Below are 24461 nucleotides of genomic sequence, written 5' to 3' on the forward strand. Positions count from 1 at the left end.
CGGGGCTCACCGCACTGTCGATGTCCGTGCTGTCGACGTCTGCGTCAACGTCTGTCCTGTCAACCATGGGCGACAGCACAGCACATGGCGGTCCCTCCGGGAAGAGGTAGAGACCAATAGTGGCCGCTACAGCTCGTGCACCCGCCCGTCCCGGACCTCGATCCGCCGGTTCACCGCGACGGTGTCCAGCATCCGCCGGTCGTGGGTGACCAGCAGCAGGGTGCCGGTGTACGAGCCGAGTGCGGACTCCAGCTGCTCGATCGCGGCCAGATCCAGGTGGTTGGTGGGCTCGTCCAGGACCAGCAGGTTGACCCCGCGGGCCTGCAGCAGCGCCAGCGCGGCCCGGGTGCGCTCGCCGGGGGAGAGGGTGCCGGCCGGGCGTATCACGTGCACCGCCTTCAGGCCGAACTTGGCCAGCAGGGTGCGCACGTCCTCCGGCGAGAGCTCCGGTACGGCGGCAGCGAAGGCCTCCGCCAGCGGCTCCCCGCCGAGGAACAGGCCGCGCGCCTGGTCCACCTCGCCGACCACCACGCCGGAGCCCACCGAGCCGCTGCCGCCGTCGAGTTCGAGGCGGCCGAGCAGGGCGGCCAGCAGCGTGGACTTGCCCGCGCCGTTGGCGCCGGTGATGGCGACCCGGTCGGCCCAGTCGATCTGCAGGTCCACCGGGCCGAAGGCGAAGTCGCCGCGCCGGACCGTGGCCCCGTTCAGGGTGGCGACCACCGAGCCGGAGCGCGGCGCGGCGGCGATCTCCATCCGCAGCTCCCACTCCTTGCGGGGCTCCTCGACCACCTCCAGCCGCTCGATCATCCGCTGGGTCTGGCGGGCCTTGGAGGCCTGCTTCTCGGTGGACTCGGAGCGCATCGCGCGACCGATCTTGTCGTTGTCGGAGGACTTGCGGCGGGCGTTGCGCACGCCGTGCTCCATCCAGCCGCGCTGCATCCGGGCGCGGGCCTCCAGCCCGGCCTTGGTGTCGGCGTAGTCCTCGTAATCCTCGCGGGCGTGCCGGCGGGCCACCGACCGCTCCTCCAGGTACGCCTCGTAGCCGCCGCCGTACAGGTTGACCTGCTGCTGGTGCAGGTCCAGCTCCAGGACCTTGGTCACGGTGCGGGCCAGGAACTCGCGGTCGTGGCTGATCAGCACGGTGCCGGTGCGCAGGCCCTTGACGAAGGCCTCCAGCCGCTCCAGGCCGTCCAGGTCGAGGTCGTTGGTGGGCTCGTCGAGCAGGAAGACGTCGTAGCGGGAGAGCAGCAGCGAGGCGAGGCCGGCCCGGGCGGCCTGGCCGCCGGAGAGCGCGGTCATCGGCAGGTCGAGCGAGACCTTCAGCCCGAGGGAGTCGGCGACCTCCTCGGCCCGCTCCTCCAGGTCGGCGCCGCCGAGGTCCAGCCAGCGGTCCAGGCTCGCCGCGTACGCGTCGTCGGCGCCCGCCCGGCCCTCGACCAGGCCCTCGGTGGCCTCGTCCAGCGCGGCCTGGGCGGCCGCCACGCCGGTGCGGCGGGCCAGGAACGCGCGCACCGACTCGCCCTCGCGCCGCTCCGGCTCCTGCGGGAGGTGGCCGATGTTGGCACCGGCCGGGCTCAGCCGCAGCGAGCCGCCCTCGGGGGTGTCCAGGCCCGCCAGCAGCCGGAGCAGGGTCGACTTTCCGGCGCCGTTCACACCGACCAGGCCGATCACGTCGCCGGGGGCGATGACCAGGTCCAGGCCGGAGAAGAGGGTGCGTTCGCCGTGGCCGGCGCTGAGGTCCTTGACTACGAGTGTCGCGCTCATGATGGGCCCGATTGTAGGAGGAACAGGGCCGGCACCGGAAAAAGCCGGCCGGCAACGGAAAGGCCCGGGGGCCGCGGCTGTGGCAGCCGCGGCCCCCGGGACCGGTGGGGGATCATCCCCCGTGGATCACTTGGCCTTCTTCGAGAAGTAGTCGAACATGTGCTGGGCCACGTCCTCCAGGTACGGACCGGCCTCGTAGGTGTTCGCGCCGTTGCCGATGGAGGTGTCGCTGACCAGGGCCGGCTTGCCGTCCTTGGTCGCGTACCAGCCGCCGCCGCTGCTGCCGCCGGTCATGTTGCAGCCGATCAGCAGCATCGCCGGGCGGCTCGGGTCGCCGGTCTTCTTGGACGGCTTGCCGCCGTCGCAGTGCTCCAGCTCGACGCCGTCGAAGGGCTTGCCCTCCGGGAAGCCGTAGTTGGAGACGGCGGCCAGCTGGTCGCGCGGGGCGTTGAACCACAGCGGCACCGAGCCGCCGACGGTCTCCTCCAGCGACTTGCCGTTCGGGTCGGGGTTGGCGACCTTGATGATGCCGAAGTCGTACTGGCTCCACGGGCCGCCGTGCTCCGGGTCGGCCTCGGCGGTCCACTGCGGGGAGACCATGCCGGCGGTCGCGCCCCACTCGCCGTACGGCTCGGCGTCGTCCAGCTTGGACTTCTGCTTGTTGCCGTTGCTCAGCACGCCGTTGCTGTTGAAGGCCGGGGCGAAGGCGATGTCGGTGTAGTACTTGTTGCCCTTGCCGCCGTGCAGGCAGTGGCTCGCGGTCCACACCAGGTTGCTCTTGCCCGGGTTGGCCGGGTCGGAGACGACGGTGCCGGAGCACACGTAGTCGTCGTTGCCGTCCTTGAAGAAGAGCTTGCCGTTGACGTGCATGTTCTTCGGGAACGGGTGCGCCACGGGCTTCGCCGGGACCATGGCGGGCATCTGGTCCGGGCCGACCGGCGGCTGGGCGGCGGTGGGCTGGGCCGGGGCCGGGGCGGCGCTGGTGGGCTGCGCGGTCGGCTGGGCGGGCGCCTGCGTCGGGTCCTGGGCCGGGGCCTGGGGCAGCGGCTTCGGCTTGGCCTCCAGCAGCTTCTGCAGGGTCCAGTAGCCCTTGACCGCCGGGGTGATGACGTTCGCCTGGGCCCACTTGTCCCAGTCCTCGGGCTTCCAGGTCTTCAGCTCTTCGAGCGTCGGAAGCTTGATCGGCGCCGCGCCCGGCTTGCCGGAGGCGCTGGCCGCGACGGAGGGGGCCGTGGTCTGGGCGCCGGCCGGGTCGCTGTTGTCCGGTCCGCACGCGGTGGCGACCACCATGGTCAGTGCGGCGACGGAGGCGCCCAGGACGGCACGGCTCGGCCGGGATATCGGTGACATGAGTTCAAATCCCCCTGTTGACTACCGCCATACGGCCCGTTCCGCGGGTACGGCTGCACTTCGCCGCAGGTATGGCGGTGAGGAGTCTGCCATGTGGATAAGGAACTCCTTACACCCACCCCTGACCGGGACGAGGCTGTCACCGGATTGGCACGGGATCGGCACGGAGCCTCCGTCGGGGCCTCGTCGGGATCCCGTCGCGGCCGGAAAATCGGTTGCACACGTTCCCCGGTGTGCCTAGCGTGGTTCGGGTCATCAGCCAGACAAGGAGAAGGCCGTTGCTCTACTGAGGTCCCGGGACACCGCCCCGCCACGCAGGCCCTGCTGCCGCGTGGTGCGCGCGTGTGCGACCTCAGTCACGGCCCCGTGGCGATCCTCCGTGTGACGCCACCCCTTCGTCCCCCTCCGGCCGGACCGGTTCCGCACCAGCGGCGTCTCCCCGTGTTGCTCACCACCCCATCGGCAACCATCCCGGGAGGCCTTCATGGCACAACCCACCACCGCCGTCCTCTGCACCGACCTCGCGTTCGAGTGGCCCGACGGCAAGCCCGTCCTGGACGGCTTCCACCTCGCCGTGGGCCCCGGCCGCACCGGCCTGATCGGGCTCAACGGCGCGGGCAAGTCCACCCTGCTGCGGCTGATCGCCGGCGACCTCACCCCGACCGGCGGCACCGTCCGGGTCGACGGCGAACTCGGCTACCTGCCACAGGGCCTGACACTCGACACCACCCTGCGAGTGGACGAGGCACTCGGCATCCGGGCCGCCCGCGAGGCCCTGCACGCCATCGAGTCCGGCGACACCGACCAGCGCCACTTCGACGCCGTCGGCGACGACTGGGACGTCGAGGAGCGCGCCCGCGCCACGCTCGACCGGCTCGGCCTGCGCCGCCTCGGCCTCGACCGCACCACCGGCGAACTCTCCGGCGGCGAGGCGGTGCTGCTGCGGCTGGCCGCCCTGCTGATGGCCCGCCCCGACGTCCTGCTGCTGGACGAACCCACCAACAACCTCGACCGGGCCGCCCGCGAGCGGCTCTACGAGACGGTGGCCGGCTGGCACGGCGTGATGCTGATCGTCAGCCACGACCGCGAACTGCTGCAGCACGTCGACCAGATCGCCGACCTGCGGGACGGCGACGTCACCTGGTACGGCGGCAACTTCGCCGACTACGAGCGCACCCTCACCGCCCAGCAGGAGACCGCCGAGCGGCTGCTGCGCAACGCCGAGGCCGATGTCCAGCGCCAGAAGCGGGACTTGGTCGAGGCCCGGAGCCGGCTGGACCGCAGCGCCGCGTACGGCAGGAAGCGCTCGGTCACCCGCAACGACCCGCACATCTTCGCCGGGATGCTCAAACGCAAGGGCCAGGAGACCGCCGGGCGGCTCCAGGGCATGCACACCGAGCGGCTGGAGGACGCCAAGGCACGGCTCAGCGCGGCCGAGGAAGCGGTACGCGACGACGCCGAGATCCGGATCGACCTGCCGCGCACCGAGGTCCCGGCCGGGCGCACCGTCCTCACCCTGCAGAAGGTCCGGCTGCCGCACGGCGGCACCGCCGACCTCGACCTGCGCGGCCCCGAACGGATCGCCCTGGTCGGCCGCAACGGGGCCGGCAAGTCCACCCTGCTGCGCGCCATCGCGGGCGAACTCGCCCCACTGGAAGGAGAGATCACCACCCCGGTGCCGCTGCGGCACCTCCCGCAGCGGCTCGACCTGCTGGACGACGAGCTCAGCGTCGTCCAGAACGTCAAACTGTTCGCCCCGGCCGCCGGGGACAACGCGATCCGCGCCCGGCTCGCCCGCTTCCTGTTCCGCGGCGCCCGGGCCGACCAGCCGGCTGCCACCCTCTCCGGCGGCGAGCGGTTCCGCGCCACGCTGGCTGCCCTGCTGCTGGCCGACCCGCCGCCGCAGCTGCTGCTGCTCGACGAGCCGACCAACAACCTGGACCTCGCCAGCGTCCACCAGCTCACCCAGGCGCTGGCCGCCTACCGGGGCGCGCTGATCGTGGCCAGCCACGACCTGCCGTTCCTGCGCGGCCTGGGCGTGACGAGGTGGCTGGAGCTGGACGGCGACCTGCGGGCGGTGGATCCGATGTAGCGGACACCGATGTAGCGAACACCGCTCCGCCGGGGCAGCAGAGAAGCCGGGGCGGCTGGGGCGAGCACCTGGCGGCTGGGGCGAGAACCCGGCGGCCGGGCTCAGGGACGAGTCCCTGAGCCCGGCCGCCGGACGTGCCTACGCTCGGGCGGGCTTGAGCTTGCCCGCGACCAGTGTCCCGAGCCGGTCCAGCCCGACGACGAGGGCGGCGAGCACGACGAACTCGACGGTCAACTGGGCGATCTGGCCCCAGACGTAGCCGTAGCCCTTGGTGGTCGGGTCGAAGAAGAAGTACGGGTACGGCAGTGGGTAGTCGGCGAACAGGGCGTTGCGGGCGAGCACGATCGCCGCGTAGCCGAGCGGGAAGGCCAGCCAGAGCGGGATGTCCTTCCAGGCCGCCGCGTTGCGCGGCTTCAGCACCAGCCAGTCGACGATCACCATCACCGGTGTCACGTAGTGCAGGAAGAACGAGGACCAGTGCGCCAGCTTGTCCGGCCCGCTGACCAGCCCGGGCAGGGGGCTGGCGCCGTGCTGCAGCAGGACGTGCGAGACGAGCCCGGTGATCAGGATGTACAGGGTGGCGGCGCCGCGCAGCCGGGGCGCGGGCGCGTCCACGGTGCCGCGCTGGATCATCCAGTACACCGCTCCGATGAAGTAGCCGAGCACGATCACGTTGCTCTGCACGGTGAAGTACACCAGCGGTGCCGTCCCGAGGGTCAGGCCGAGGCCCGCCGAGAGCACGATTCCCATGCGCCACCACAGCGCGGGTCGGGTCCGGACTGTCATGCGGCCACCAGTTCGTTTCAGGCGATACGGGAGGTATCGGACGGCTGAGGGGAAAATCGCACTCTACTCGCTGGTACGGGCGAGGTGGAACCTGTGTGCGACCCCTGCGGAGCTCAGGCCGGCACCTCAGGCCGGACGCTGCGGCCGGAAGTACGACTCAGGCCGGCAGTACGAACCCGGACTCGTACGCCGCGATGACCGCCTGGGTGCGATCCCGCGCGCCGAGCTTGGCGAGCACACTGCCGACGTGGGTCTTCACCGTCTCCTGGCTCACCACCAGCCGAGCGGCGATCTCGCCGTTGTTGAGCCCGGTGGCCATCAGCCGCAGCACCTGCCCCTCCCGTTCGGTCAGTCGCCCGATCGGCCCCCGCTCGACTGCGGCCTCCCTGCGGCGGTCCGTGCCGTGGCGCACCGCGAGTTCGCGGACGGCCGCCGGGAAGAGCAGCGAGTCCCCGCGCGCGACCAGCCGTACCGCCTGCACCATCTCCTCCGCCCGGGCCCGCTTCAGCAGGAACCCGGCGGCGCCCGCGCGCAGCGCGTCGTACACGTGGTCGTCGTGCTCGAAGGTGGTGACCACCAGGATCCTCGGCGGCTCGGCCATGCCGCCGACCAGCTGCTCGGTGGCCCGGATCCCGTTGATGCCGGGCATCCGGACGTCCATCAGTACGACGTCCGGCCGCAGTTCGCGCACCAGCGGGACGACCTCGGCGCCGTCGGCGGCCTCGCCGACCACGGTGAGGTCGGGCTCGGCGTCGATCACCACCCGCAGGCCCATCCGGACCAGCCGTTCGTCGTCGGCGATCACCACCCGGATGCCGTCCTCGCGGCCGTCCTTGCCGTCGTCCGCGCGGCGGTCCTCGCGCCCGTCCCCGCTTTCGCGCTCGCCGCTGTTCCTGCCGTGTCCGCCGTTCACCGTGTCCCCGTCTCTCATCGTGCGGTCCCTCCCACCGGCAGCCAGACGGCCAGCCGCCACGTCGTTCCGTCCGCGCTCGGCCCGGCGGTGCTGCCGCCGCGCAGGGCCGTCGCGCGCTCCCCGATCCCGCGCAGCCCGCGCCCGCCACCGGGGCGGCTCGGGCGGGCGGGGCCCAGCGGGTTGGTCAGTTCGATCTCCAGCCGGCCGTCGGCCAGGCCGACCCGCAGCCCGGCCGGGGCCGGCCCGGCGTGCCGCAGCACGTTGGTCAGGCCCTCCTGCACGATCCGGTACGCCTCGCGGGAGACCGGGGCAGGCAGGCCGGTCAGGCCGGGGGCCAAGTCGGCGTCCACCGCCACCCCGGTGCGGGCGAGTTGGCGCAGCAGGTCGTCCAGCCCGGCGAGGGTGGGTCCGGCCGGTCCGGCGGCCTCCGGGTCCTCCTCGCGCAGCAGGCCGAGCACGGTGTCGAGTTCGGCGACGGCCGCCCGCGCGGTCTCCTCGATCGCCTGCAGCGCCTCGGCGGCGAAGTCGGGGTTGGTGCGCAGCACCCGGGCGGCCGCCGAGGCCTGGATGCCGACGGCGCTGAGCGCGTGCCCGACCGAGTCGTGCAGTTCGCGGGCCAGCCGGTTGCGCTGGGCGAGCATGGTGGCCCGGCGCTCGGCGGCGGCCAGCCGCTCCTCCGGGGTGGGGCCGAGCAGGGCGGGTGCCCAGCGGGCCAGCAGTGCGCCGCAGGCGGCGTTGGTGAGGACGATCAGCAGCAGGACGGCGATGCCGAGGGTGGGGCCGGTGAACATCCAGCCGGGGAACCGGTCCTCCCAGAAGCGGATGAGGTCCTGGGCTCCGCCGAACGAGAAGATCAGTACCACCGCGAACGGCGTCCCGGCCAGTGTCATCCCGGCGACCACCCCGCCGAAGAACAGGTGGAGCACGAACCAGAGCGCGGTGCGCCACCGGGCCGGCCACGAGCGGGCCGGCCCGGTGGCCAGCTCCTCCGGTCGGGGGGCCGTGCACAGCGCCCGCGCGGCCGCGCCCTCCAGCCCCCGGACCGTGGGCACCAGCGCGGTGACGGCGGCCATCGGCAGCGAGGTGAACAGCGAGAGGACCTGCAGCAGCACCTGCCGGCCGGGCGCCTGGTCGGTGTTGAGCGCCCCGAGCATCACCACCGAGAGCAGCCAGTACGGCATCAGCAGCGCGGCGCCCAACACCAGGTGTGCCCAGCGCAGCCGGGCCCGCCGCCCGAACACCGCCTCCACCGCACGCCGCAGCCGCGTGCCCGCCCCCGTGATCACCCGGGTGACTTTACGTCAGGGGCGCCGGCCCGGGCTCCCCGTTCGGTCAGCGCCATCGCCCCGACGACCAGTACCAGCACCCCGGTCATCACCTGGGCGGTCTGCACCAGGGGCATCAGCCCGGGCACGGCCATCCGCAGGTCGCTCACCCGGGTCGTGGTCGCTCCGAAGGCCACCATCTGCCAGCTGCCCCAGCTGAACAGCGAGCCGGCCGCGGTCCAGACCGCCAGCAGCGGGCCGAGCAGCCGCCGCCGCGGCCGGATCCGGAAGACCAGGACCAGCAGCGCCGTCGCCGCGGCCACCGCCATCACGGCGAACACCCCGTCCATCACCGCCGCGCCCCGGTTCCCGTCCTCCGTCATCGCGATCGGCATGCCGGCGGTGCCGCCCGCCGCCCAGTACGCCCGGGCCGCCGCGACGCCGGCGGCGAGCAGCGCGGCGACACAGGCGAGGGCGCGCTGCACGGTCAGTGTGGGGGAGTCCGGCAGGTCGCCGATCCGTTCCTTGAGCAGCCCGGCCCAGCGCTGCCGGGCGTACAGGGCGAAGGCGGTGATCAGCGCGAGTCCCTGCACCGTGAACCCGCCGTACACGACGAGGAAGACCCAGTCGCCGAGGCCCTTGTCGTTCGGGTCGGCGCTGTGCTCCGGACCCAGCACCAGGGCGCTCAGCAGGAACAGCGGCAGTGCCACCAGGATGGTGCCGAGCAGCCCGGTCGCCACCCACATGGGGAACGCCACCAGCCCGGCCGGCGCCCGCCGCCCCCACGGCCGCACGAAGGCCAGCGCCAGGGCGACGGCGATCGCGTCCATCCCGAAGGTGAGCAGGTTCAGCAGCCAGAGCTTGTGCATCGAGCCGGGATCGTCCGCCCCCACCGGATGGCCGGTCAGCCAGAGCAGCTTGAGCGTCAGGTAGGGCCCTGTCGCCGCCACCGCCGTCCATGCCGCTCCGGCCCGTACGACGCCTTCGTTGATCCTCATGCCTCCACGGTCGCGCCCCGCCCAGGCCGCGCTCCTCCGCCCGGGGCGGGATCCGTCTCCCCCCGGTGGGGGATCTTCGGCTCAGACCGTCAGACCGTCAGACCGTCAGGCGGTCAGGCGGTCGGGCGGTCGGGCGGTCGGGCGGTCGGGCGGTCGGGCGGTCAGGCGTCAGAGCGTCAGAGCATCAGGCCATCCGGTGGATCAGCCGGTCCTCGTCGTCGACCCGGCCGTCCGGGTCCGCCACCAGTCCGAGCCGCTCGGCGAGCCGGCGGGAGGGCAGGTTGTCGGCCCGGATCAGCGCGACCACCGGGATGCCGGGGAACCGCGGCCGCCCCTCCGCCATCGCCGCGCGCGCCGCCTCGGCCGCGTACCCCTGACCCCAGGCGGACGGCCGGAACCGGTAGTAGAGGTTGAACACCCGCTCCCCGTCCAGCGTGTGCAGGTACAGCCCGGCGGACCCGATGATCACCTCCGGCTCCTCCCGCGTCGACACCGCGCAGTACCCCACGCCGTCCCGCACCCAGTCGGCCACGAAACCGTCCAAGGCCTCCTGGGCCGCCGCGATGTCCCGCTGCGGCCCGTGCGGGTTGTACCGGTTGGTCTCCGGATCCCCGTGGACGGCGAACATGGCCCCCGCGTCCCCCTGCTGCGGCTGCGTGAGCACCAGCCGTTCGGAGACGGCGACGACCGTGCGGGCAGGGTGCTGGGCATGAGGCTGGGCAGGGTGCTGGGCAGTGGTCATGACGCTTTCCCCGTTGTCTGTTTGTCTGTCTGCCGTAATGGCTGACTCGCACCCTAGGCCATTACGGCGACAGGCGTCCGACACTTTTTCCCCGGATCCCTTTCGCCGGCCGCACACTGGGCTGCACGCGTGCGGTGCGGGGCGGCGCGGGTGGCGGTGGAGGTCTTGTTACCGGCGGGTCGCTTGCCTATCATCCCGAGTGTTACAGCTTTACTGTCAAACCCCGAAGGGTTCTGCGGCCAGTGCGTGACACGAGCAGTCCGGTGGGCGAGGGCGCCCGGGGCCCGTTGGCGGGTGTGCGGGTGGTGGAACTCGCCGGAATCGGGCCGGGGCCGTTCGCGGCGATGCTGCTGGGAGACCTCGGGGCGGACGTGGTGCGGGTCGACCGCCCCGAGCCGTCGCCGCTCGGAACCGACCCGGCGTACGACCTCAGCAACCGCAACAAGCGCTCGGTGCTGGTCGACCTGAAGTCGCCCGAAGGGCCCGGGCTGGTGCTGGACCTGGTGGAGCGGGCCGATCTGCTGATCGAGGGCTACCGGCCGGGTGTCGCCGAGCGGCTCGGGGTCGGGCCGCAGGCGTGCCTGGCGCGCAATCCGGCGCTGGTGTACGGGCGGATGACCGGCTGGGGGCAGCAGGGCCCCCGGGCCGCGACCGCCGGACACGACCTCGGATACGCAGCGGTGGCCGGGGTGCTGGGGCTGGTGGCGGCCCCCGGGGGCGCCGACGAGGCACCCGGAATCCCGGCCAACCTGCTGGGCGACTACGCGGGCGGCTCGCTCTACCTGGTCGTCGGCCTGCTCGCCGGGCTGCACCACGCCCGGGCCACCGGCACGGGCCAGGTGGTGGACGCCGCGATCGTCGACGGCGCGGCACACCTCGGCAGCATGCTGTGGGGCCTGCTCGCGGCCGGCCACTGGCAGGACCGCCGTGGCGTCAACCTGCTGGACGGCGGCGCGCCGTTCTACGCCGTCTACCGAGCGGCCGACGGCGGACACCTGGCCGTCGGCGCGCTGGAACCGCGCTTCTACGCCGAATTCGCCCGGCTGCTGGAACTCGGCCCGGACGCGCCCGGTCAGTACGACCTCGACCGCTGGCCCGAACTGCGCGCCCGGATCGCCGCCCGCTTCGCCACCCGGACCAGGGCCGATTGGGAGGCCGTCTTCGCGGGCTCCGACGCCTGCGTGGAACCGGTGCTGACGATGCATCAGGCGGCGGGCGACGGACACCTGTCGGCGCGCGGGACGTACGTCGAGGTGGACGGCGTCACCCAGCCCGCCCCCGCCCCGCGCTTCTCCGCCACCCCCGGCGCGCTGCGCCGCCCGCCGGCCCGCCCCGGCGCGGACACTGCCGAGGTGGCCCGGCACTGGGCCGTGCCATCCCTCACCTCCGGGGCGGACGGCTCGGAGGCAGACAACCCCGCAGTGGGCACCCCCGAGGCAGACAACCCCGAGGCAGACACCTTCGAGGCGGGCAACTCCGCAGCAGAGCAAGGAGAGTAGCGTTGCAGCGCGAGATCTTCACCGAGCAGCACGACGACTTCCGGGCCGCCGTACGGGCCTTCCTCGCCAAGGAGGTGCTGCCGCACTACGACCGCTGGGAGAAGGCCGGCATCGTCGACCGCTCCGCCTGGGTCGCGGCCGGCCGCCAGGGCTTGCTCGGCCTCGCCGTCCCCGAGGAGTACGGCGGTGGCGGCACGCCGGACTTCCGCTACGCCGCCGTGCTGGCCGAGGAGTTCGCCCGGGCCGGCGCCTCCGGGCTGGCGATCGGCCTGCACAACGACATCATCGGCCCCTACCTCACCTCCCTCGCCACCGAGGAGCAGAAGCGTCGCTGGCTGCCCGGGTTCTGCTCCGGCGAGCTGATCACCGCGATCGCGATGACCGAGCCCGGCACCGGCTCCGACCTGCAGGGCATCCGCACCCAGGCGGTCGACCAGGGCGACCACTTCCTGCTCAACGGCGCCAAGACCTTCATCTCCAACGGCATCCTCGCCGACCTCGTCATCGTGGTCGCCCGCACCACCCCCGAGGGCGGCGCGCACGGCCTGAGCCTGCTGGCCGTCGAACGCGGGATGCCCGGCTTCGAGCGCGGCCGCAACCTCGACAAGATCGGCCAGAAGGCCCAGGACACCGCCGAGTTGTTCTTCGAGGACGTCCGGGTGCCGAAGGAGAACCTGATCGGCGAGCTCAACGGCGGCTTCGTCCACCTGATGCAGAACCTCGCCCAGGAGCGGCTCACCATCGCCGCCTCGGCGATCGCCGGCGCCGAGTACCTGGTCGAGATCACCACCGACTACGTCAAGCAGCGCGAGGCCTTCGGCCGACCGCTCGCCAAGCTGCAGCACGTCCGCTTCGAGATCGCCGAGCTGGCCACCGAGTGCGCCGTCACCCGGGCTTTCGTCGACCGCTGCATCACCGAGCACAACCGCTACGCGCTCACCCCGGCCGACGCTTCGATGGCCAAGTGGTGGGCCACCGAACTGCAGAAGCGCACCGCCGACCGCTGCCTCCAACTGCACGGAGGATACGGGTACATGAGCGAGTTCCCGGTCGCCCGGGCGTTCACCGACGGCCGCATCCAGACCATCTACGGCGGCACCACCGAGATCATGAAGGAGATCGTGGGCCGCTCCATCCTCGGCTGACCCCCTCCGCCGAGCCCCTGCCCCGCCGAGGCCCCGCCCCGCCCCGCCCGCCTCGAAGCCCGAAGTCCGAAGCTCGAGCCCGAACCCCGAAGTCCGAAGCCCGAAGCCCCCGAAAGGCATTCCCATCGTGACCACCGAAGCGTACGTCTACGACGCGATCCGCACCCCGCGCGGCCGGGGCAAGGCCAACGGCTCGCTGCACGGCACCAAGCCGATCGACCTGGTCGTCGGCCTGATCCACGAACTGCGCAGCCGCTTCCCCGGCTTGGACCCGGCCGCGATCGACGACATCGTGCTCGGCGTGGTCAGCCCGGTCGGCGACCAGGGCTCCGACATCGCCCGGATCGCCGCCGTCGCGGCCGGTCTGCCCGACACCGTCGCCGGCGTCCAGGAGAACCGCTTCTGCGCCTCCGGTCTGGAAGCCGTCAACCTGGCCGCCGCCAAGGTCCGTTCGGGCTGGGAGGACCTGGTCCTGGCCGGCGGCGTGGAGTCGATGTCCCGGGTCAAGATGGCCTCCGACGGCGGCGCCTGGTTCGCCGACCCGATGACCGCCTACGAGACCAACTTCGTCCCGCAGGGCATCGGCGCCGACCTGATCGCCACCATCGAAGGCCTCTCCCGCACCGACGTGGACGCCTTCGCCGCCGAGTCCCAGGCCCGCGCCGCCAAGGCCCAGGCGGACGGCCTGTTCGACCGCTCGGTCGTCCCGGTGCGCGACCGCAGCGGCCTCGTCGTGCTGGAGCGCGACGAGTTCATCCGCCCCGGCACCACCGTGGAAACCCTGGCCGGCCTCAAGCCCTCCTTCGCCGCCATCGGCGAGGCCGGCGGCTTCGACGCCGTCGCCCTGCAGAAGTACCACTGGGTGGAGGCCATCGACCACGTCCACCACGCGGGCAACTCCTCCGGCATCGTGGACGGCGCCGCCCTCGTCGCCATCGGCAACCGCGAGGTCGGCGAGCGGTACGGGCTGCGCCCGCGCGCCCGGATCGTCTCCGCCGCCGTCTCCGGTTCCGAGCCCACCATCATGCTCACCGGCCCCGCCCCGGCCACCCACAAGGCGCTCGCCAAGGCCGGGCTCACCGCCGCCGACATCGACCTGGTCGAGATCAACGAGGCCTTCGCCGCCGTCGCGCTCCGCTTCATCCGCGAACTCGGCTTCCGCCACGACCAGGTGAACGTCAACGGCGGCGCGATTGCTCTCGGCCACCCGCTCGGCGCCACCGGCGCGATGCTGCTCGGCACCGTCATCGACGAACTCGAGCGGCGCGACCTGCGCTACGGCCTGATCACCCTGTGCGTGGGCGGTGGCATGGGCATCGCCACCATCGTCGAGCGCATCTGAGTCCGGCCCCCGGTAGACCTGGCAGACCTGGAGAACTTCATGAGCGACACCACCACCATCCGCTGGGAGCAGGACCAGGACGGCGTGGTCACCCTCGTCCTCGACGACCCCACCCAGTCCGTCAACACCATGAACGAGGCCTTCACCGCCGACTTCGAGACCGTCGTCGGGCGGCTGGCCGCACTCGGGGACGCCCTGCGCGGCGTGGTGATCACCTCCGGCAAGAAGACCTTCTTCGCCGGCGGAGACCTGCGGATGCTCTCCGCCGCCCGCCCCGAGGACGCCGAGGCCGTCTTCGAGAAGTCCATGCGGATCAAGCGCGCGCTGCGCACGCTGGAGACCCTCGGCAAGCCGGTCGTCGCCGCCGTCAACGGCAGCGCGCTCGGCGGCGGCCTGGAGATCACCCTCGCCTGCCACCACCGCATCGCGCTGAACACCCCGGCGAGCCGGATCGGCCTGCCCGAGGTCACCCTCGGCCTGCTGCCGGGCGGCGGAGGAGTGGTCCGTACGGTGCGGCTGTTCGGCATCACCGACGCCCTGCTGAAGTTCCTGCTGCAGGGCCGCCAGTACCGCCCGGCGCAGGCGCTGGAACACGGACTGGTGCACGAACTCGTCGACACCCCCGAGGAGTTGACCACCCGGGCGCGCGCCTGGATCGAGGCCAACCCGACCGCCGTCCAGCCCTGGGACGTCAAGGGGTACAAGGTCCCCGGCGGCACCCCCGCCACCCCGGCCTTCGCCGCCAACCTGCCCGCCTTCCCGGCCAACCTGCGCAAGCAGCTGAACGGCGCGCCCTACCCGGCCCCGCGCAACGTCCTGGCCGCCGCGGTGGAGAGCGCCCAGGTCGACGTCGACACCGCGATGGTGATCGAGGCCCGCTACTTCACCGAACTCGCCTGCGGCCAGACCAGCAAGAACATGATCCAGGCGCTGTTCTTCGACATGCAGGCGGTCAACTCCGGTGCCGGGCGCCCCAAGGGCATCGAGCGGCGGCCGGTCCGCAAGGTCGCCGTGCTCGGCGCCGGGATGATGGGCGCGGGCATCGCCTACGCCTGCGCCAAGGCCGGCCTCGACGTCGTCCTCAAGGACACGACCGTCGAGGCCGCCGAGCGCGGAAAGGCCTACTCCGAAGGGCTGTTGAACAAGGCCATCGCGCGCGGCCGCTCCACCGAGGCCAAGCGCGACGAACTGCTCGCCCGGATCACCCCCACCGGCGACGCCGCCGACCTGGCCGGCTGCGACACGGTGATCGAGGCGGTCTTCGAGAACACCGAACTCAAGCACAAGGTGTTCCAGGAGATCGAGGACGTCGTCGCCCCCGACGCGCTGCTCTGCTCCAACACCTCCACCCTGCCGATCGGCCTGCTCGCCGAAGGCGTCCGGCGCACCGGCGACTTCATCGGCCTGCACTTCTTCTCGCCGGTCGACAAGATGCGGCTGGTGGAGATCATCCGCGGCCCGCAGACCGGCGACGAGGCCCTCGCCCGCGCCTTCGACCTGGTCCGGCAGATCGACAAGACCCCGATCGTGGTCAACGACTCGCGCGGTTTCTTCACCTCGCGGGTGATCGGCCAGTTCCTCAACGAGGGCGTCGCCATGGTCGGTGAGGGCATCCACCCCGCCTCCATCGAGCAGGCCGCCGCCCAGGCCGGCTACCCCGCCAAGGTGCTCTCCCTGATGGACGAGCTCACCCTCACCCTGCCGCGCAAGATCCGCGACGAGTACCGGCGCTCGGTCGAGGCCACCGGCGGCACCTGGACGCCGCACCCGGCCGACGCGGTCGTGGACCGGATGGTCGACGAGTTCGCCCGCCCGGGACGCAGCGGCGGCGCGGGCTTCTACGAGTACGGCGAGGACGGCAAGCGCGGGCGGCTCTGGCCCGGGCTGCTGGAGCACTTCTCCGGCTCCGGCTCCGGTTCGGACGGCTCGGGCGGCGCCGAGGTGCCCTTCGAGGACCTCAAGGAGCGGATGCTGTTCAGCGAGGCGCTGGACTCGGTGCGCTGCCTCGAGGAAGGCGTGCTGACCTCGGTCGCCGATGCCAACGTGGGCTCGATCATCGGCATCGGCTTCCCGGCCTGGACCGGCGGCGTGTTCCAGTACATCAACGGCTACGAAGGCGGACCGGCCGGGTTCGCGGCCCGCGCCCGCGAACTCGCCGCCGCCTACGGCGAGCGGTTCGCGCCGCCGGCGCTGCTGGAGCGGATCGCCGCGGAGGGGCGGACGTTCACGGACTGACCCGGGGTGCTGCCCGGGTTCCGGGTGAGGCCGTGTCCCGCACGGCCTCACCCGGCTCCTGGCGTTCTCCTAGCTCGGCTCCTGGTCCAGTTCCTGGTCGAGTTCCTGGCCCAGTTCCTCCCGCAGGGAGCGCTGGAACGCCGTCACCAGCGCCTGCGCCACCATCGGCTGGATGTGGTCCGTCAACGCCTTCATCCGGGCCAGCTCCTCCGGTGCCGGCTCGCTCTCCCGGTACGGCTTCCACACCGTCTCCCGGAACAGCCGCTGCAACTCCCGTGCCGTCGCCCGGCTGTGCTCCAGCACCACCGCCCGGGCGGCCAGCAGCGTCTCCAGCGGGATCGGCACGTCCAGGATCCGCACACCCAGCGGCAACAGGCCCGGATCCACCCGGAACACCTCCGGGTCGTCGGTCCGCTCCAACGCCCCCATCGCCGCCAGTCGCTCCACCTGCGCCTCCGACAGCCCCCGACCGGCCCGCCGCTCCAGCTGCGCCCGCCCCAGCTCCTCGGCGGCCTCAGGCGTCCAGGACGCCACCAGCGCCCGGTGGATCGCCAGATCCAGCGGCGTACTGTCCTCCGGCAACCGCGCCAAGTACCGCTCGATCGCCGCCAGCGTCAGCCCCTGCCGCTGCAACTCCTCGATCAGCCCCAGCCGGTCCAGGTGCGCCGCCCCGTACAGCCCCACCCGCCGCGGCCCCAACTCCGGCGGCGGCAGCAAACCCTTCGTCCCGTAGAACCGCACGGTCCGCACGGTCACCCCAGCCCGCGCCGCCAGCTCGTCCACCGTCAGCCGAACCCCGCCCGTCACGGCGCCGTGCTCCCCCATGTGCTTCCCTCCCGCGCTGGCACACTCCTGCTGTGACAGCAGCAGTGTGACAGTGCGGCCGGTGGCGGTCCACCGGCGGACCGCCACCGGCCGCCCGTCGTGGTGGCCCGCCGGTGGCCGCTGGCTGCCGCTGCCGCTGGCGCGCCGAGAGCCGGGATGCCGACGGATGCCGGGGCGGCTGGGTGCGGACCGGGTGCCGAGGGCGGCCGGATGCCGGCCGGCCGCCGGCGGGATGTCCGCGGAATGCGCGTCCCCGGGCCGGTGTCGTGGCAGCGGTCAGGGCTGCTCGCCGGGCCGAACATCGGCAGGTTGAGCAGGCGCGAAGGGCGGGGAGGAGGATCCTCCACCGCGGGGCCGGGTACGTCGACGCCCCGGCCCGTCGCGTCAGGGCGTCGCCTGACCCACCCGGGGGCGCCGCCGGGGTGGGTCAAGGGGAGTCGGGTGCCGACGGGTGGGCTCGGGGTGCGCCCGGGTGTAGCCCGCCCACTCGTTGGGGCCGAACCGGGTCTCCCAGGGTCTCTCTGGGTCTCCCCGGTTCTCGCCGGCGCCGCCCGGGTCAGGCGAGGGCGGCGTGGTGGCGGCGGGTGACTTCGGGGTGGGCCCGGGTGTAGCCCTTCCACTCGTTGAGGCCGAAATCGGCGAAGAGGGGGTTGTCCGGGTCCTCGGTGGCGCCGGGGGCGTGGTGGGCGAGCGGGAAGTCCAGCGGCGCGATGTGGGCGTCGAGGCGCGGGTTGTAGAAGAACGGGACGGAGAAGCGCTCGCGGGCTCCGGGCGGGCTGACCACGCGGTGGTTGGTGGCCTTGAGGTAGCCGTCCGTGGCCACTTCCAGCAGCTCGCCGAGGTTGACGACGAAGGCGCCGTCGAGCGGCGGGATGTTCAGGAAGGTGCCGTCCTGGCGTTCGACCTGGAGGCCGCCGACGGTGTCCTGGAGCAGCAGGGTGATGAAGCCGTAGTCCTTGTGGGCGCCGACGCCCTGGCCGGCGCCGTCCGGGGCGGTGCCGGGGTAGCGGACCAGCTTGAGGCGCAGGTGGGGGTGGCCCGCGAAGGCTTCGTCGTAGAAGTCGGGGCTGGCGCCGATCGAGGTGAGGAGTTCGTGCAGCAGCCGGCGGGCGACCCCGCCGAGGTGGTCGATCCAGCCGAGTGCGGCGGTGCGCAGTTCGGGGAGTGCCTCGGGCCACTGGTTGGGGCCCTCCAGCCACCAGTACGGGGGCTCGCCGGTGCCGGGGACGTGCGGGGGCAGCTCGGCGCCGATGTCGAGCTGGTCGCGCCAGTCCTGGCTGCCGCCGGTGCGCTCGTCGCCGGTGCGGGTGTAGCCCCGGTAGTGCGGGGAGTTGAGGTTGCTCACGGCGAGCCGGTCGGCTTCGGGGAGGGCGAAGAAGGCGCGCATGGCCTGGGTGAGCGCGGCCGTCTCCTGCGGGGTGACGCCGTGGCCGACGAGCTGGAAGAAGCCGACGCCGGTGGCCGCGGCGCGGAGCTCGTCATGCAGGCGGCGGCGGTCCTGCGGGCTGCCGTCGGCGAGCGAGAGGTCGATCACCGGGAGGGCGTCCGCGAGGGTGGAGCCGGATCCGGTTTCGGATATGGGGGTGTGCTGCTGCGTCATGTGTGACATCCGCTGGGTCTCGTCCCGGCCGGGCCCGGTGGTCGACCGGGGGCGCCGGAGCAGTGCCTGGTGCGGCGGGTGCTCGGGAGCCGGGAGGCGGGGGCGGCCGGGTGGGGCCGCCGTTGAGGTGGTTGGAGCGAGGTTCAGCCGGAGCGTCGACAGGACATGCTGGTCACGCGGAGCAGGTCCACGTGGCGGCGGCGAACAAGGATGAGCACGGCACCAGCCTAGATGACCGGTTCGGCGGTGGGCGAGCCCCCTGCGGCGGAGGGCCGCCCATCACTTGTCGGTGATCTGTCAAGTGAGGTTTGCTCGATCGCGGCGTGCTGCGATCGGCGTCCCCTTGCAGGTGGTGTTGCGTCCCCTTTCAGGAATTGTTGAGGTACGCCAGGACGGCCAGCACCCGGCGGTTGTCGTCGTCGGAGGGCTGCAGGTCGAGCCGGACGAAGATCGACGCGGTGTGCTTGGCGACCGCCCGTTCGGTGATCACCAACTGCTGGGCGATGGCCGCGTTGGAGCGGCCCTCCGCCATCAGTGCCAGCACCTGCCGCTCGCGCGGGGAGAGGGTGGAGACCGGGCCGGCCGAGGAGTTGTGGGTGAGCAGCCGGGTGATCACCTCCGGATCCATCGCGGTACCGCCCTGGGCGACCCGTCGGACGGCGTCGATGAACTGGTCGCCGTCCATCACCCGGTCCTTGAGCAGGTAGCCGATCCCGCCGGTGCTGCCGGCCAGCAGCTCGCGCGCGTACAGCTGCTCCACGAACTGCGACAGCACCAGGACGGGCAGGCCCTGGTGGGCCTGGCGGGCGGCCAGCGCGGCCCGCAGCCCCTCGTCGGTGAAGCTCGGCGGCAGCCGGACGTCGACCACGGCGATGTCGGGCCGGTCGGCGGCCACCGCGGCGAGCAACTGGTCGCCGTTCTCGACCGCCGCGGTGACCTTCATGCCGTTGGCCTCCAGCAGCCGGGTCAGGCCGTCCCGGAGGAGGAAGAGGTCTTCGGCGATGACAACGCGCACGGGATCTCCAGGTTCACGATGGTCGGACCACCGGAGGGGCTGCTGATCGCGAGCACCCCGTCGAAGGCGGCCAGTCGGCGTTCGGTTCCGCTGAGGCCGGTGCCCCGGGACGGGTCGGCGCCGCCGTGCCCGTCGTCGGTGACCGATATCCGCAGCAGCCCGTCACTGTGCCCTATCTCGATCCATACGTGCGAGGCGCCCGCGTGTTTCACCACGTTGGCGAGCAGTTCGGTGACCGCGAAGTAGGCGGCCGACTCCACCGGGGCGGGCGTCCGCCCCGGCAGGGCGCCGGTGAAGGTGACCGGCAGCGGCAGGTCCAGCGCCGTCGCCTGCACCGCGTCGGCCAGTCCGCGGTCGGCGAGCACCGGGGGGTGGATGCCGCGGACCAGGTCCCTCAGCTCGCTCAGCGCCTTCACCGAGGACGTCCGGGCCTCGGCCAGCAGCGGGCCGAGGGCGTCCGGGTCGTCCTTCAGCTGCTCGGCCACGGTCAGCAGCATGCCCAGGGCCACCAGCCGGGCCTGCGCCCCGTCGTGCAGGTCCCGCTCGATCCGGCGCAGCTCGGCGGCCCCGGCGTCGATGGTGTCCGCCCTGGTCCGCGCCAGGTGGCTGACCTGGCGGGTGAGTTCGGCCCGCCGGGAGGGGCCCAGCAGGGCCCGGGCGGCCCGCTCGTGGACCCGCAGGACCGGCGGGGAGGCCCACAGGGCGGCCGCCGGTGCAACCCACAGGCCCATCCCGTAGACGATGCCCAGCGGGAAGAACGGCCCGTTCCGGCCGAAGACCTCCAGGGCGAGCGGGGCCACCAGGACGATCACGGCGGTGAGCAGCACCGCGCAGCCGGTGAGCAGCGCCCAGGCGAGGTCCCGCCAGACCGCCGGGTCGGTCAGCCAGCCGCCGGCCCGCAGCCGCTGCCAGGGGCCGGCGGCGCCGGGCGGGCGGCGGTACGGCACCGGGACGGGCCGCCCGCTCCACTTCCCGACCACCCGCCTGGTCTCCGTCGCGATCCAGCGCGCGCCGAACAGTGCGAGCACCAGCAGTGAGGGCGCCAGCCAGAGGGAGACGGACCGGCCACCGGGCGCGGCGCCGCCGTAGAGGTGCGTCGCCATCACCGCGAGCGCGCCCGGGGCGAACAGGGCGGCCCCGACCGCCCGGCCGCCGCCCCCGGTGGCCCAGCACAGCGCCCAGAGGGCGACCGGCCCCAGCGGCACCGTCAGGATGAACGGGCCGCCCGGCCCGAACCTCCCGGCCTCGTCGGGGCCGAACAGCGCGGCGGCCAGCAGGAGCGGACCGGCCAGCAGCGAGACCAGGCCCGTCACGGCGAGCGTCACCACGTACCAGGCGCGCACGCCGTCCACGCAGGCCCGGCTTACCCGGTCCACCACTCCCGTGTGCATTTCCGTCGTCATGACGCGCCCCCTCGCCGTCCCGGAGCCCCCGTCCGGAGGCCTCGAAGCACTCGGCTCCGGAGCCCTCGCGGACCCCGGTTCCGATCTGTCGGTGGCTCAGTTTGCCTGGCCGGGGCGGTCGGTGCTCTAGGCCTGAACACCCAGTTCGGGGTGTATCTGAATACACCTGGGAGAGGCCGTCCAGACGGCTGTCCGCACCCCGGCCGCGATTCGTAGCGTCATGTCCCGTCAGCCGGCCCCAGGTCTCCCCGGTGCCGGACCCCGAACCGTGGAGGGCCCGTGAACGCGCCGATCATCCGGATCCGCGGCGTCAGCAAGACGTACGACCGATCCGACGCCGCCCGCCCCGCCCTGGCCGGCCTCGACCTGGAGGTACGGGCCGGCGAGGCGCTGGCCGTGCTCGGTCGCTCCGGCAGCGGCAAGTCCACCCTGCTGAACCTGATCGCCGGCCTCGACCGCCCGAGCGAGGGCGCGGTGGAGGTCGACGGCGTGGCCGTCCACGAACTCGGCGAGGCCGCGCTGGCCGAGTACCGGCGCCGGCGGATCGGCATGGTGTTCCAGTTCTTCAACCTGCTGGACGACCTGAACGTCGAGGACAACGTGCTGCTCCCGGCCCAGCTCGCCGGGATGCGGCGCGACCAGGCCCGCGCCCGGGCCGATGAGCTGCTGGAGCGGCTGGGGGTGGCTCGGCACGCCAAGGCCTTCCCGGGCCGGCTCTCCGGCGGCGAGCGCCAGCGGGTCGCGGTGGCCCGGGCGCTGATGAACCGTCCGCCGCTGCTGCTGGCCGACGAGCCCACCGGCGCGCTGGACACCGCCTCGGCCGCCGACGTCCGCGACCTGCTGCGCGGGCTCAACGCGGAGGGCCAGACGATCCTGCTGGTCACCCATGACACCGCGCTCGCCGACTCCTGCGCGGACCGGACGATCGAACTGCTCGACGGCCGGCTGGTGCGGGACACCACGGCGGTACCGGCCCCCAGGAGCGCGCTGTGAGCGAGCGGCTGAACGAGCGGCTGAACGAGCGGCGGAGCGGGGTGGACGCATGAGTGCGCTCGGCAAGGTGGTCCGGGCGGGGGTGGGCCGCAAGCGGGTGCAGACCCTGGTCATGGTGCTCACCACGATGATGTCCGTGACGGCGTGCATCCTCGCGGTCGGGCTGCTGGTCGCCGCCCAGGGCCCGTACCAGCGGTCCTTCACCGCCCAGCACGGCGCGCACCTCAATGCGCTGTACGACTCGGCCAAGGCGAGCCCCGCCCAGCTCGCCGCGGCCGCCCACGCGGCCGGTGCGACGGCCACGGCCGGCCCGTACCCGGCGGTCACCGTCCAGCCGCGCTCGGGGGAGGACACCGAGCTTCCGCCGCCCGGCAGCCTGCTCCCGCCGATGACCCTGGTCGGCCGGGCCCAGGACGGCCCGATGGACGGCCTGCGGATCACCATGGGCCGCTGGGTCGCGGGCCCGGGCGAAGTGGTGTTCCTGGACGGCCACTCCCCGCTGACCGTTGGTGACAGCATGCAGTTCCCGGACCTGCCCGGGCACCCGACGCTCAAGGTGGTCGGGCTCGCCGCCTCCGTCTCCTGGAGCGCGGACGGCTGGGTCGCCCCCGAGCAGGTCGCCGGGCTGACCGCGCCCGGCACCACCCCCGCCGCCCAGTACCTCTACCGCTTCGCCCACGCCGACACCGACGCCGAGGTGGAGGCCGACCACGCCGCGCTCGCCGCCGCGGTGCCGGCCGGCGCGCTCACCAAGGCGACCTCCTACCGGCCCGCCCAGGAGGAGGCCAACCGGACGGCCTCGACCTTCGTCCCGTTCGTCACGGCCTTCGGGGTGCTCGGCCTCGCCATGTCGGTGCTGATCATCGGCGTGGTGGTCAGCGGCGCCGTCACCGCCGCGACCCGGCGGATCGGCATCCTCAAGTCCCTGGGCTTCACGCCGGCCCAGGTCGCGCGCGCCTACGTCGGGCAGGCCCTGATCCCCGCCGGGATCGGCACGGCGCTCGGCGTGCTCGGCGGCAACCTGCTCTCCGTACCGGTCCTCGGCATTGCCCATAAGGCCCTGCGCGGCGGCCTGCTCGGCATCCCGCTCTGGGTGGACCTCGCCGTCCCGGCGGCGGCCCTGGCCGCCGTGACGGGCACCGCCCTGGTGCCGGCGCTGCGGGCCGGACGACTGCGCACGGTGGAGGCGCTCACGGTCGGCCGGACGGCGCCGGGCGCCAAACGGGCCGCCGCCCAGGGCGACCGGGGCCGGGCCGCGTCGGCAGGCCTCCTGACGAGGGTTCGGAACGGGATCGGCCGACTTCCGGTGCCGCGCTCGCTGAGCCTCGGACTGGCGAGCCCGCTCAACCGACCGGCCCGGTCCGCGACCACGGGGGCCGCGGTGGTGCTCGGCACGGCCGGGGTCACCCTCTGCGTCGGCCTGACGCTCTCGCTCGGCCTCCTCCAGGACGGCCTGGAGGCCGGGCGCGCCGGCAAGGTCGTGGTCCAGACCCCGATGGAGGGCACCGCGAAGTCCGCCGACGGCGTGGACGAGGCGGCCGTGGCCCGGGCGATCGGCGCCCGCCCGGGCACCCGGGCCTGGTACAGCAGCGTCCCGACGCCGGTGTCCGTGGCCGGGAACACCGGGCGCTCCGAGATGGTCGCGTTCACCGGCGACGTCTCGTGGAGCGGCTACCAGCTGGTCTCCGGCCGCTGGTTCGACGGCCCCGGCGAGATCGTGGTCGGATCGGCCTACCTGCGCGCCAACCAGGCGAAGGTCGGCGACACCGTGACCCTCACCGACCACGGGCGCACCACCCCGGCGAAGATCACCGGCGAGGTCCTGGCCACCAACGACTTCGTCTTCCTGGACCGGGCCGCACTGGCCCCGCTCGGCGGCGCCGTCGCCGCCGAGGCGATCTCCTTCCACATCGACCTCACCCCCGGCACCGACGCGAAGGCGTACGCCGACGCGCTCGACAGTGCGGTCCAGCCGATGGGACTGAGCGCCGAGCCCGGCGAGCAGCACATCAACGTCGTGGTGCTGGCGATGAACACCCTGGCCGGGACGCTCACGCTGCTGCTCTCGGTGGTCGCGGGGCTCGGGGTGCTCAACACGGTGCTGCTGGACACCCGGGAGCGGGTGCACGACCTCGGGGTGCTCAGAGCGCTCGGAATGTCGCCCCGGCAGACCGTCGGCATGGTGCTCACCTCGGTCTGCGGCAGCGGGCTGGTGGCCGGGCTGATCGGGGTGCCGATCGGGATCGCTGTGCACCACCAGGTGATGCCCGCGATGGCCCGCGCCGCCGGGATCGGCGTGCCCGACGCGGACCTCGGCGTCTTCGACCCGTCGGTGGTGGGGCCGCTGATACTCGGCGGCCTGGTGCTGGCCCTGCTCGGCGCCGCCCTCCCCGCCACCTGGGCGGCCCGGACCCGGACGGTCACGGCGCTGCGGACGGAGTGACGGCGGCGGGCCGTTCCTGAGGCGGCCGCTCCCGCGGGGCTGGTCCCCCGC

18 protein-coding genes are annotated in these 24461 nt (G+C 73.2%); 7 read left to right on the forward strand and 11 right to left on the reverse strand.

Translation table 11 applies throughout. The annotated features are described in order from the left end of the window. Positions 1-126: 126 nt before the first annotated feature. Complete coding sequence (locus tag ACZ52J_RS14375) at positions 127-1764, reverse strand: ABC-F family ATP-binding cassette domain-containing protein (RefSeq protein ID WP_465618658.1); 1638 nt, start codon at positions 1762-1764, stop codon at positions 127-129. Between the two features lie 126 nt (positions 1765-1890). Next, positions 1891-3114, reverse strand: coding sequence for a trypsin-like serine peptidase (locus ACZ52J_RS14380; RefSeq protein WP_465618660.1), 1224 nt, complete (start codon positions 3112-3114; stop codon positions 1891-1893). 484 nt (positions 3115-3598) lie between these two features. On the opposite strand from ACZ52J_RS14380, the gene ACZ52J_RS14385 reads away from it, so the two are divergent. Next, on the forward strand, positions 3599-5206 hold the full coding sequence (locus ACZ52J_RS14385; RefSeq protein ID WP_465618662.1) for an ABC-F family ATP-binding cassette domain-containing protein: 1608 nt from the start codon (positions 3599-3601) through the stop codon (positions 5204-5206). A gap of 138 nt (positions 5207-5344) precedes the next feature. Here the strand turns inward: ACZ52J_RS14385 and ACZ52J_RS14390 are convergent, their stop codons facing one another. The 5 genes from ACZ52J_RS14390 to ACZ52J_RS14410 form a co-directional block, all read right to left on the reverse strand. Next, positions 5345-5992 carry a Pr6Pr family membrane protein gene (locus tag ACZ52J_RS14390; protein ID WP_465618664.1) on the reverse strand — a complete coding sequence of 216 codons (648 nt, stop codon included), beginning with the start codon at positions 5990-5992 and terminating at the stop codon, positions 5345-5347. 157 nt (positions 5993-6149) lie between these two features. Beyond that, the gene (locus ACZ52J_RS14395; RefSeq protein ID WP_465618666.1) at positions 6150-6923 is read right to left on the reverse strand and encodes a response regulator transcription factor; all 774 of its coding nucleotides are present in this window, start codon (positions 6921-6923) and stop codon (positions 6150-6152) included. Beyond that, the gene (locus ACZ52J_RS14400; protein ID WP_465618668.1) at positions 6920-8191 is read right to left on the reverse strand and encodes a sensor histidine kinase; all 1272 of its coding nucleotides are present in this window, start codon (positions 8189-8191) and stop codon (positions 6920-6922) included. The genes ACZ52J_RS14395 and ACZ52J_RS14400 overlap by 4 nt, the downstream gene beginning before the upstream one ends. Beyond that, entirely contained in the window at positions 8188-9168 is a 981-nt protein-coding gene (locus ACZ52J_RS14405; RefSeq protein ID WP_465618670.1) for a hypothetical protein, read from the reverse strand. Before ACZ52J_RS14405 ends, ACZ52J_RS14400 begins: the two co-directional genes overlap by 4 nt. 184 nt (positions 9169-9352) lie before the next feature. After that, positions 9353-9910, reverse strand: coding sequence for a GNAT family N-acetyltransferase (locus tag ACZ52J_RS14410; protein WP_465618672.1), 558 nt, complete (start codon positions 9908-9910; stop codon positions 9353-9355). 296 nt (positions 9911-10206) lie between these two features. Here ACZ52J_RS14410 and ACZ52J_RS14415 point away from each other — a divergent pair, with 296 nt between their 5' ends. The 4 genes from ACZ52J_RS14415 to ACZ52J_RS14430 all read left to right on the forward strand — a co-directional run bounded on the left by ACZ52J_RS14415 (position 10207) and on the right by ACZ52J_RS14430 (position 16131). Next, on the forward strand, positions 10207-11409 hold the full coding sequence (locus tag ACZ52J_RS14415) for a CaiB/BaiF CoA transferase family protein (protein WP_465618794.1): 1203 nt from the start codon (positions 10207-10209) through the stop codon (positions 11407-11409). 2 nt (positions 11410-11411) lie between these two features. Next, positions 11412-12554, forward strand: a complete 1143-nt coding sequence (locus tag ACZ52J_RS14420; RefSeq protein WP_465618674.1) for an acyl-CoA dehydrogenase family protein — start codon at positions 11412-11414, stop codon at positions 12552-12554. 127 nt (positions 12555-12681) lie between these two features. Then, positions 12682-13896: an acetyl-CoA C-acetyltransferase gene (locus ACZ52J_RS14425; protein WP_360509349.1), complete on the forward strand. Its 1215-nt coding sequence runs from the start codon at positions 12682-12684 to the stop codon at positions 13894-13896. A gap of 39 nt (positions 13897-13935) precedes the next feature. Beyond that, on the forward strand, positions 13936-16131 hold the full coding sequence (locus tag ACZ52J_RS14430; RefSeq protein WP_465618676.1) for a 3-hydroxyacyl-CoA dehydrogenase NAD-binding domain-containing protein: 2196 nt from the start codon (positions 13936-13938) through the stop codon (positions 16129-16131). A 69-nt stretch (positions 16132-16200) separates the two neighbouring features. Here ACZ52J_RS14430 and ACZ52J_RS14435 read toward each other — a convergent pair whose 3' ends face one another. From ACZ52J_RS14435 to ACZ52J_RS14450, 4 genes are all read right to left on the reverse strand, one after another. After that, the gene (locus tag ACZ52J_RS14435; RefSeq protein WP_465618678.1) at positions 16201-16956 is read right to left on the reverse strand and encodes a MerR family transcriptional regulator; all 756 of its coding nucleotides are present in this window, start codon (positions 16954-16956) and stop codon (positions 16201-16203) included. 556 nt (positions 16957-17512) lie between these two features. Next, positions 17513-18556, reverse strand: a complete 1044-nt coding sequence (locus ACZ52J_RS14440; RefSeq protein ID WP_360509355.1) for an isopenicillin N synthase family dioxygenase — start codon at positions 18554-18556, stop codon at positions 17513-17515. A 367-nt stretch (positions 18557-18923) separates the two neighbouring features. Beyond that, positions 18924-19571, reverse strand: a complete 648-nt coding sequence (locus ACZ52J_RS14445; RefSeq protein WP_360509357.1) for a response regulator transcription factor — start codon at positions 19569-19571, stop codon at positions 18924-18926. Then, positions 19523-20974 carry a sensor histidine kinase gene (locus tag ACZ52J_RS14450; protein WP_465618681.1) on the reverse strand — a complete coding sequence of 484 codons (1452 nt, stop codon included), beginning with the start codon at positions 20972-20974 and terminating at the stop codon, positions 19523-19525. The genes ACZ52J_RS14445 and ACZ52J_RS14450 overlap by 49 nt, the downstream gene beginning before the upstream one ends. 279 nt (positions 20975-21253) lie before the next feature. Between ACZ52J_RS14450 and ACZ52J_RS14455 the strand changes: the two genes are divergently transcribed. Together ACZ52J_RS14455 and ACZ52J_RS14460 are read left to right on the forward strand one after the other, a co-directional pair. Next, positions 21254-21967, forward strand: coding sequence for an ABC transporter ATP-binding protein (locus tag ACZ52J_RS14455; protein ID WP_465618683.1), 714 nt, complete (start codon positions 21254-21256; stop codon positions 21965-21967). A 49-nt stretch (positions 21968-22016) separates the two neighbouring features. Next, the gene (locus ACZ52J_RS14460; protein ID WP_465618685.1) at positions 22017-24410 is read left to right on the forward strand and encodes an FtsX-like permease family protein; all 2394 of its coding nucleotides are present in this window, start codon (positions 22017-22019) and stop codon (positions 24408-24410) included. Positions 24411-24461 lie beyond the last annotated feature (51 nt).

This window comes from Kitasatospora sp. NPDC034035, assembly GCF_055575755.1.

Excerpts from the sequence above, each read along its gene's own strand:
- ACZ52J_RS14405 (WP_465618670.1), bottom strand. The coding sequence starts at position 9,168 with ATGAGGATCAACGAAGGCGTCGTACGGGCCGGAGCGGCATGGACGGCG.
- ACZ52J_RS14460 (WP_465618685.1), top strand. The coding sequence starts at position 22,017 with ATGAGTGCGCTCGGCAAGGTGGTCCGGGCGGGGGTGGGCCGCAAGCGG.
- ACZ52J_RS14385 (WP_465618662.1), top strand. The coding sequence starts at position 3,599 with ATGGCACAACCCACCACCGCCGTCCTCTGCACCGACCTCGCGTTCGAG.
- ACZ52J_RS14430 (WP_465618676.1), top strand. The coding sequence starts at position 13,936 with ATGAGCGACACCACCACCATCCGCTGGGAGCAGGACCAGGACGGCGTG.
- ACZ52J_RS14375 (WP_465618658.1), bottom strand. The coding sequence starts at position 1,764 with ATGAGCGCGACACTCGTAGTCAAGGACCTCAGCGCCGGCCACGGCGAA.
- ACZ52J_RS14450 (WP_465618681.1), bottom strand. The coding sequence starts at position 20,974 with ATGACGACGGAAATGCACACGGGAGTGGTGGACCGGGTAAGCCGGGCC.
- ACZ52J_RS14435 (WP_465618678.1), bottom strand. The coding sequence starts at position 16,956 with ATGGGGGAGCACGGCGCCGTGACGGGCGGGGTTCGGCTGACGGTGGAC.
- ACZ52J_RS14440 (WP_360509355.1), bottom strand. The coding sequence starts at position 18,556 with ATGACGCAGCAGCACACCCCCATATCCGAAACCGGATCCGGCTCCACC.
- ACZ52J_RS14395 (WP_465618666.1), bottom strand. The coding sequence starts at position 6,923 with ATGAGAGACGGGGACACGGTGAACGGCGGACACGGCAGGAACAGCGGC.
- ACZ52J_RS14390 (WP_465618664.1), bottom strand. The coding sequence starts at position 5,992 with ATGACAGTCCGGACCCGACCCGCGCTGTGGTGGCGCATGGGAATCGTG.
- ACZ52J_RS14410 (WP_465618672.1), bottom strand. The coding sequence starts at position 9,910 with ATGACCACTGCCCAGCACCCTGCCCAGCCTCATGCCCAGCACCCTGCC.
- ACZ52J_RS14380 (WP_465618660.1), bottom strand. The coding sequence starts at position 3,114 with ATGTCACCGATATCCCGGCCGAGCCGTGCCGTCCTGGGCGCCTCCGTC.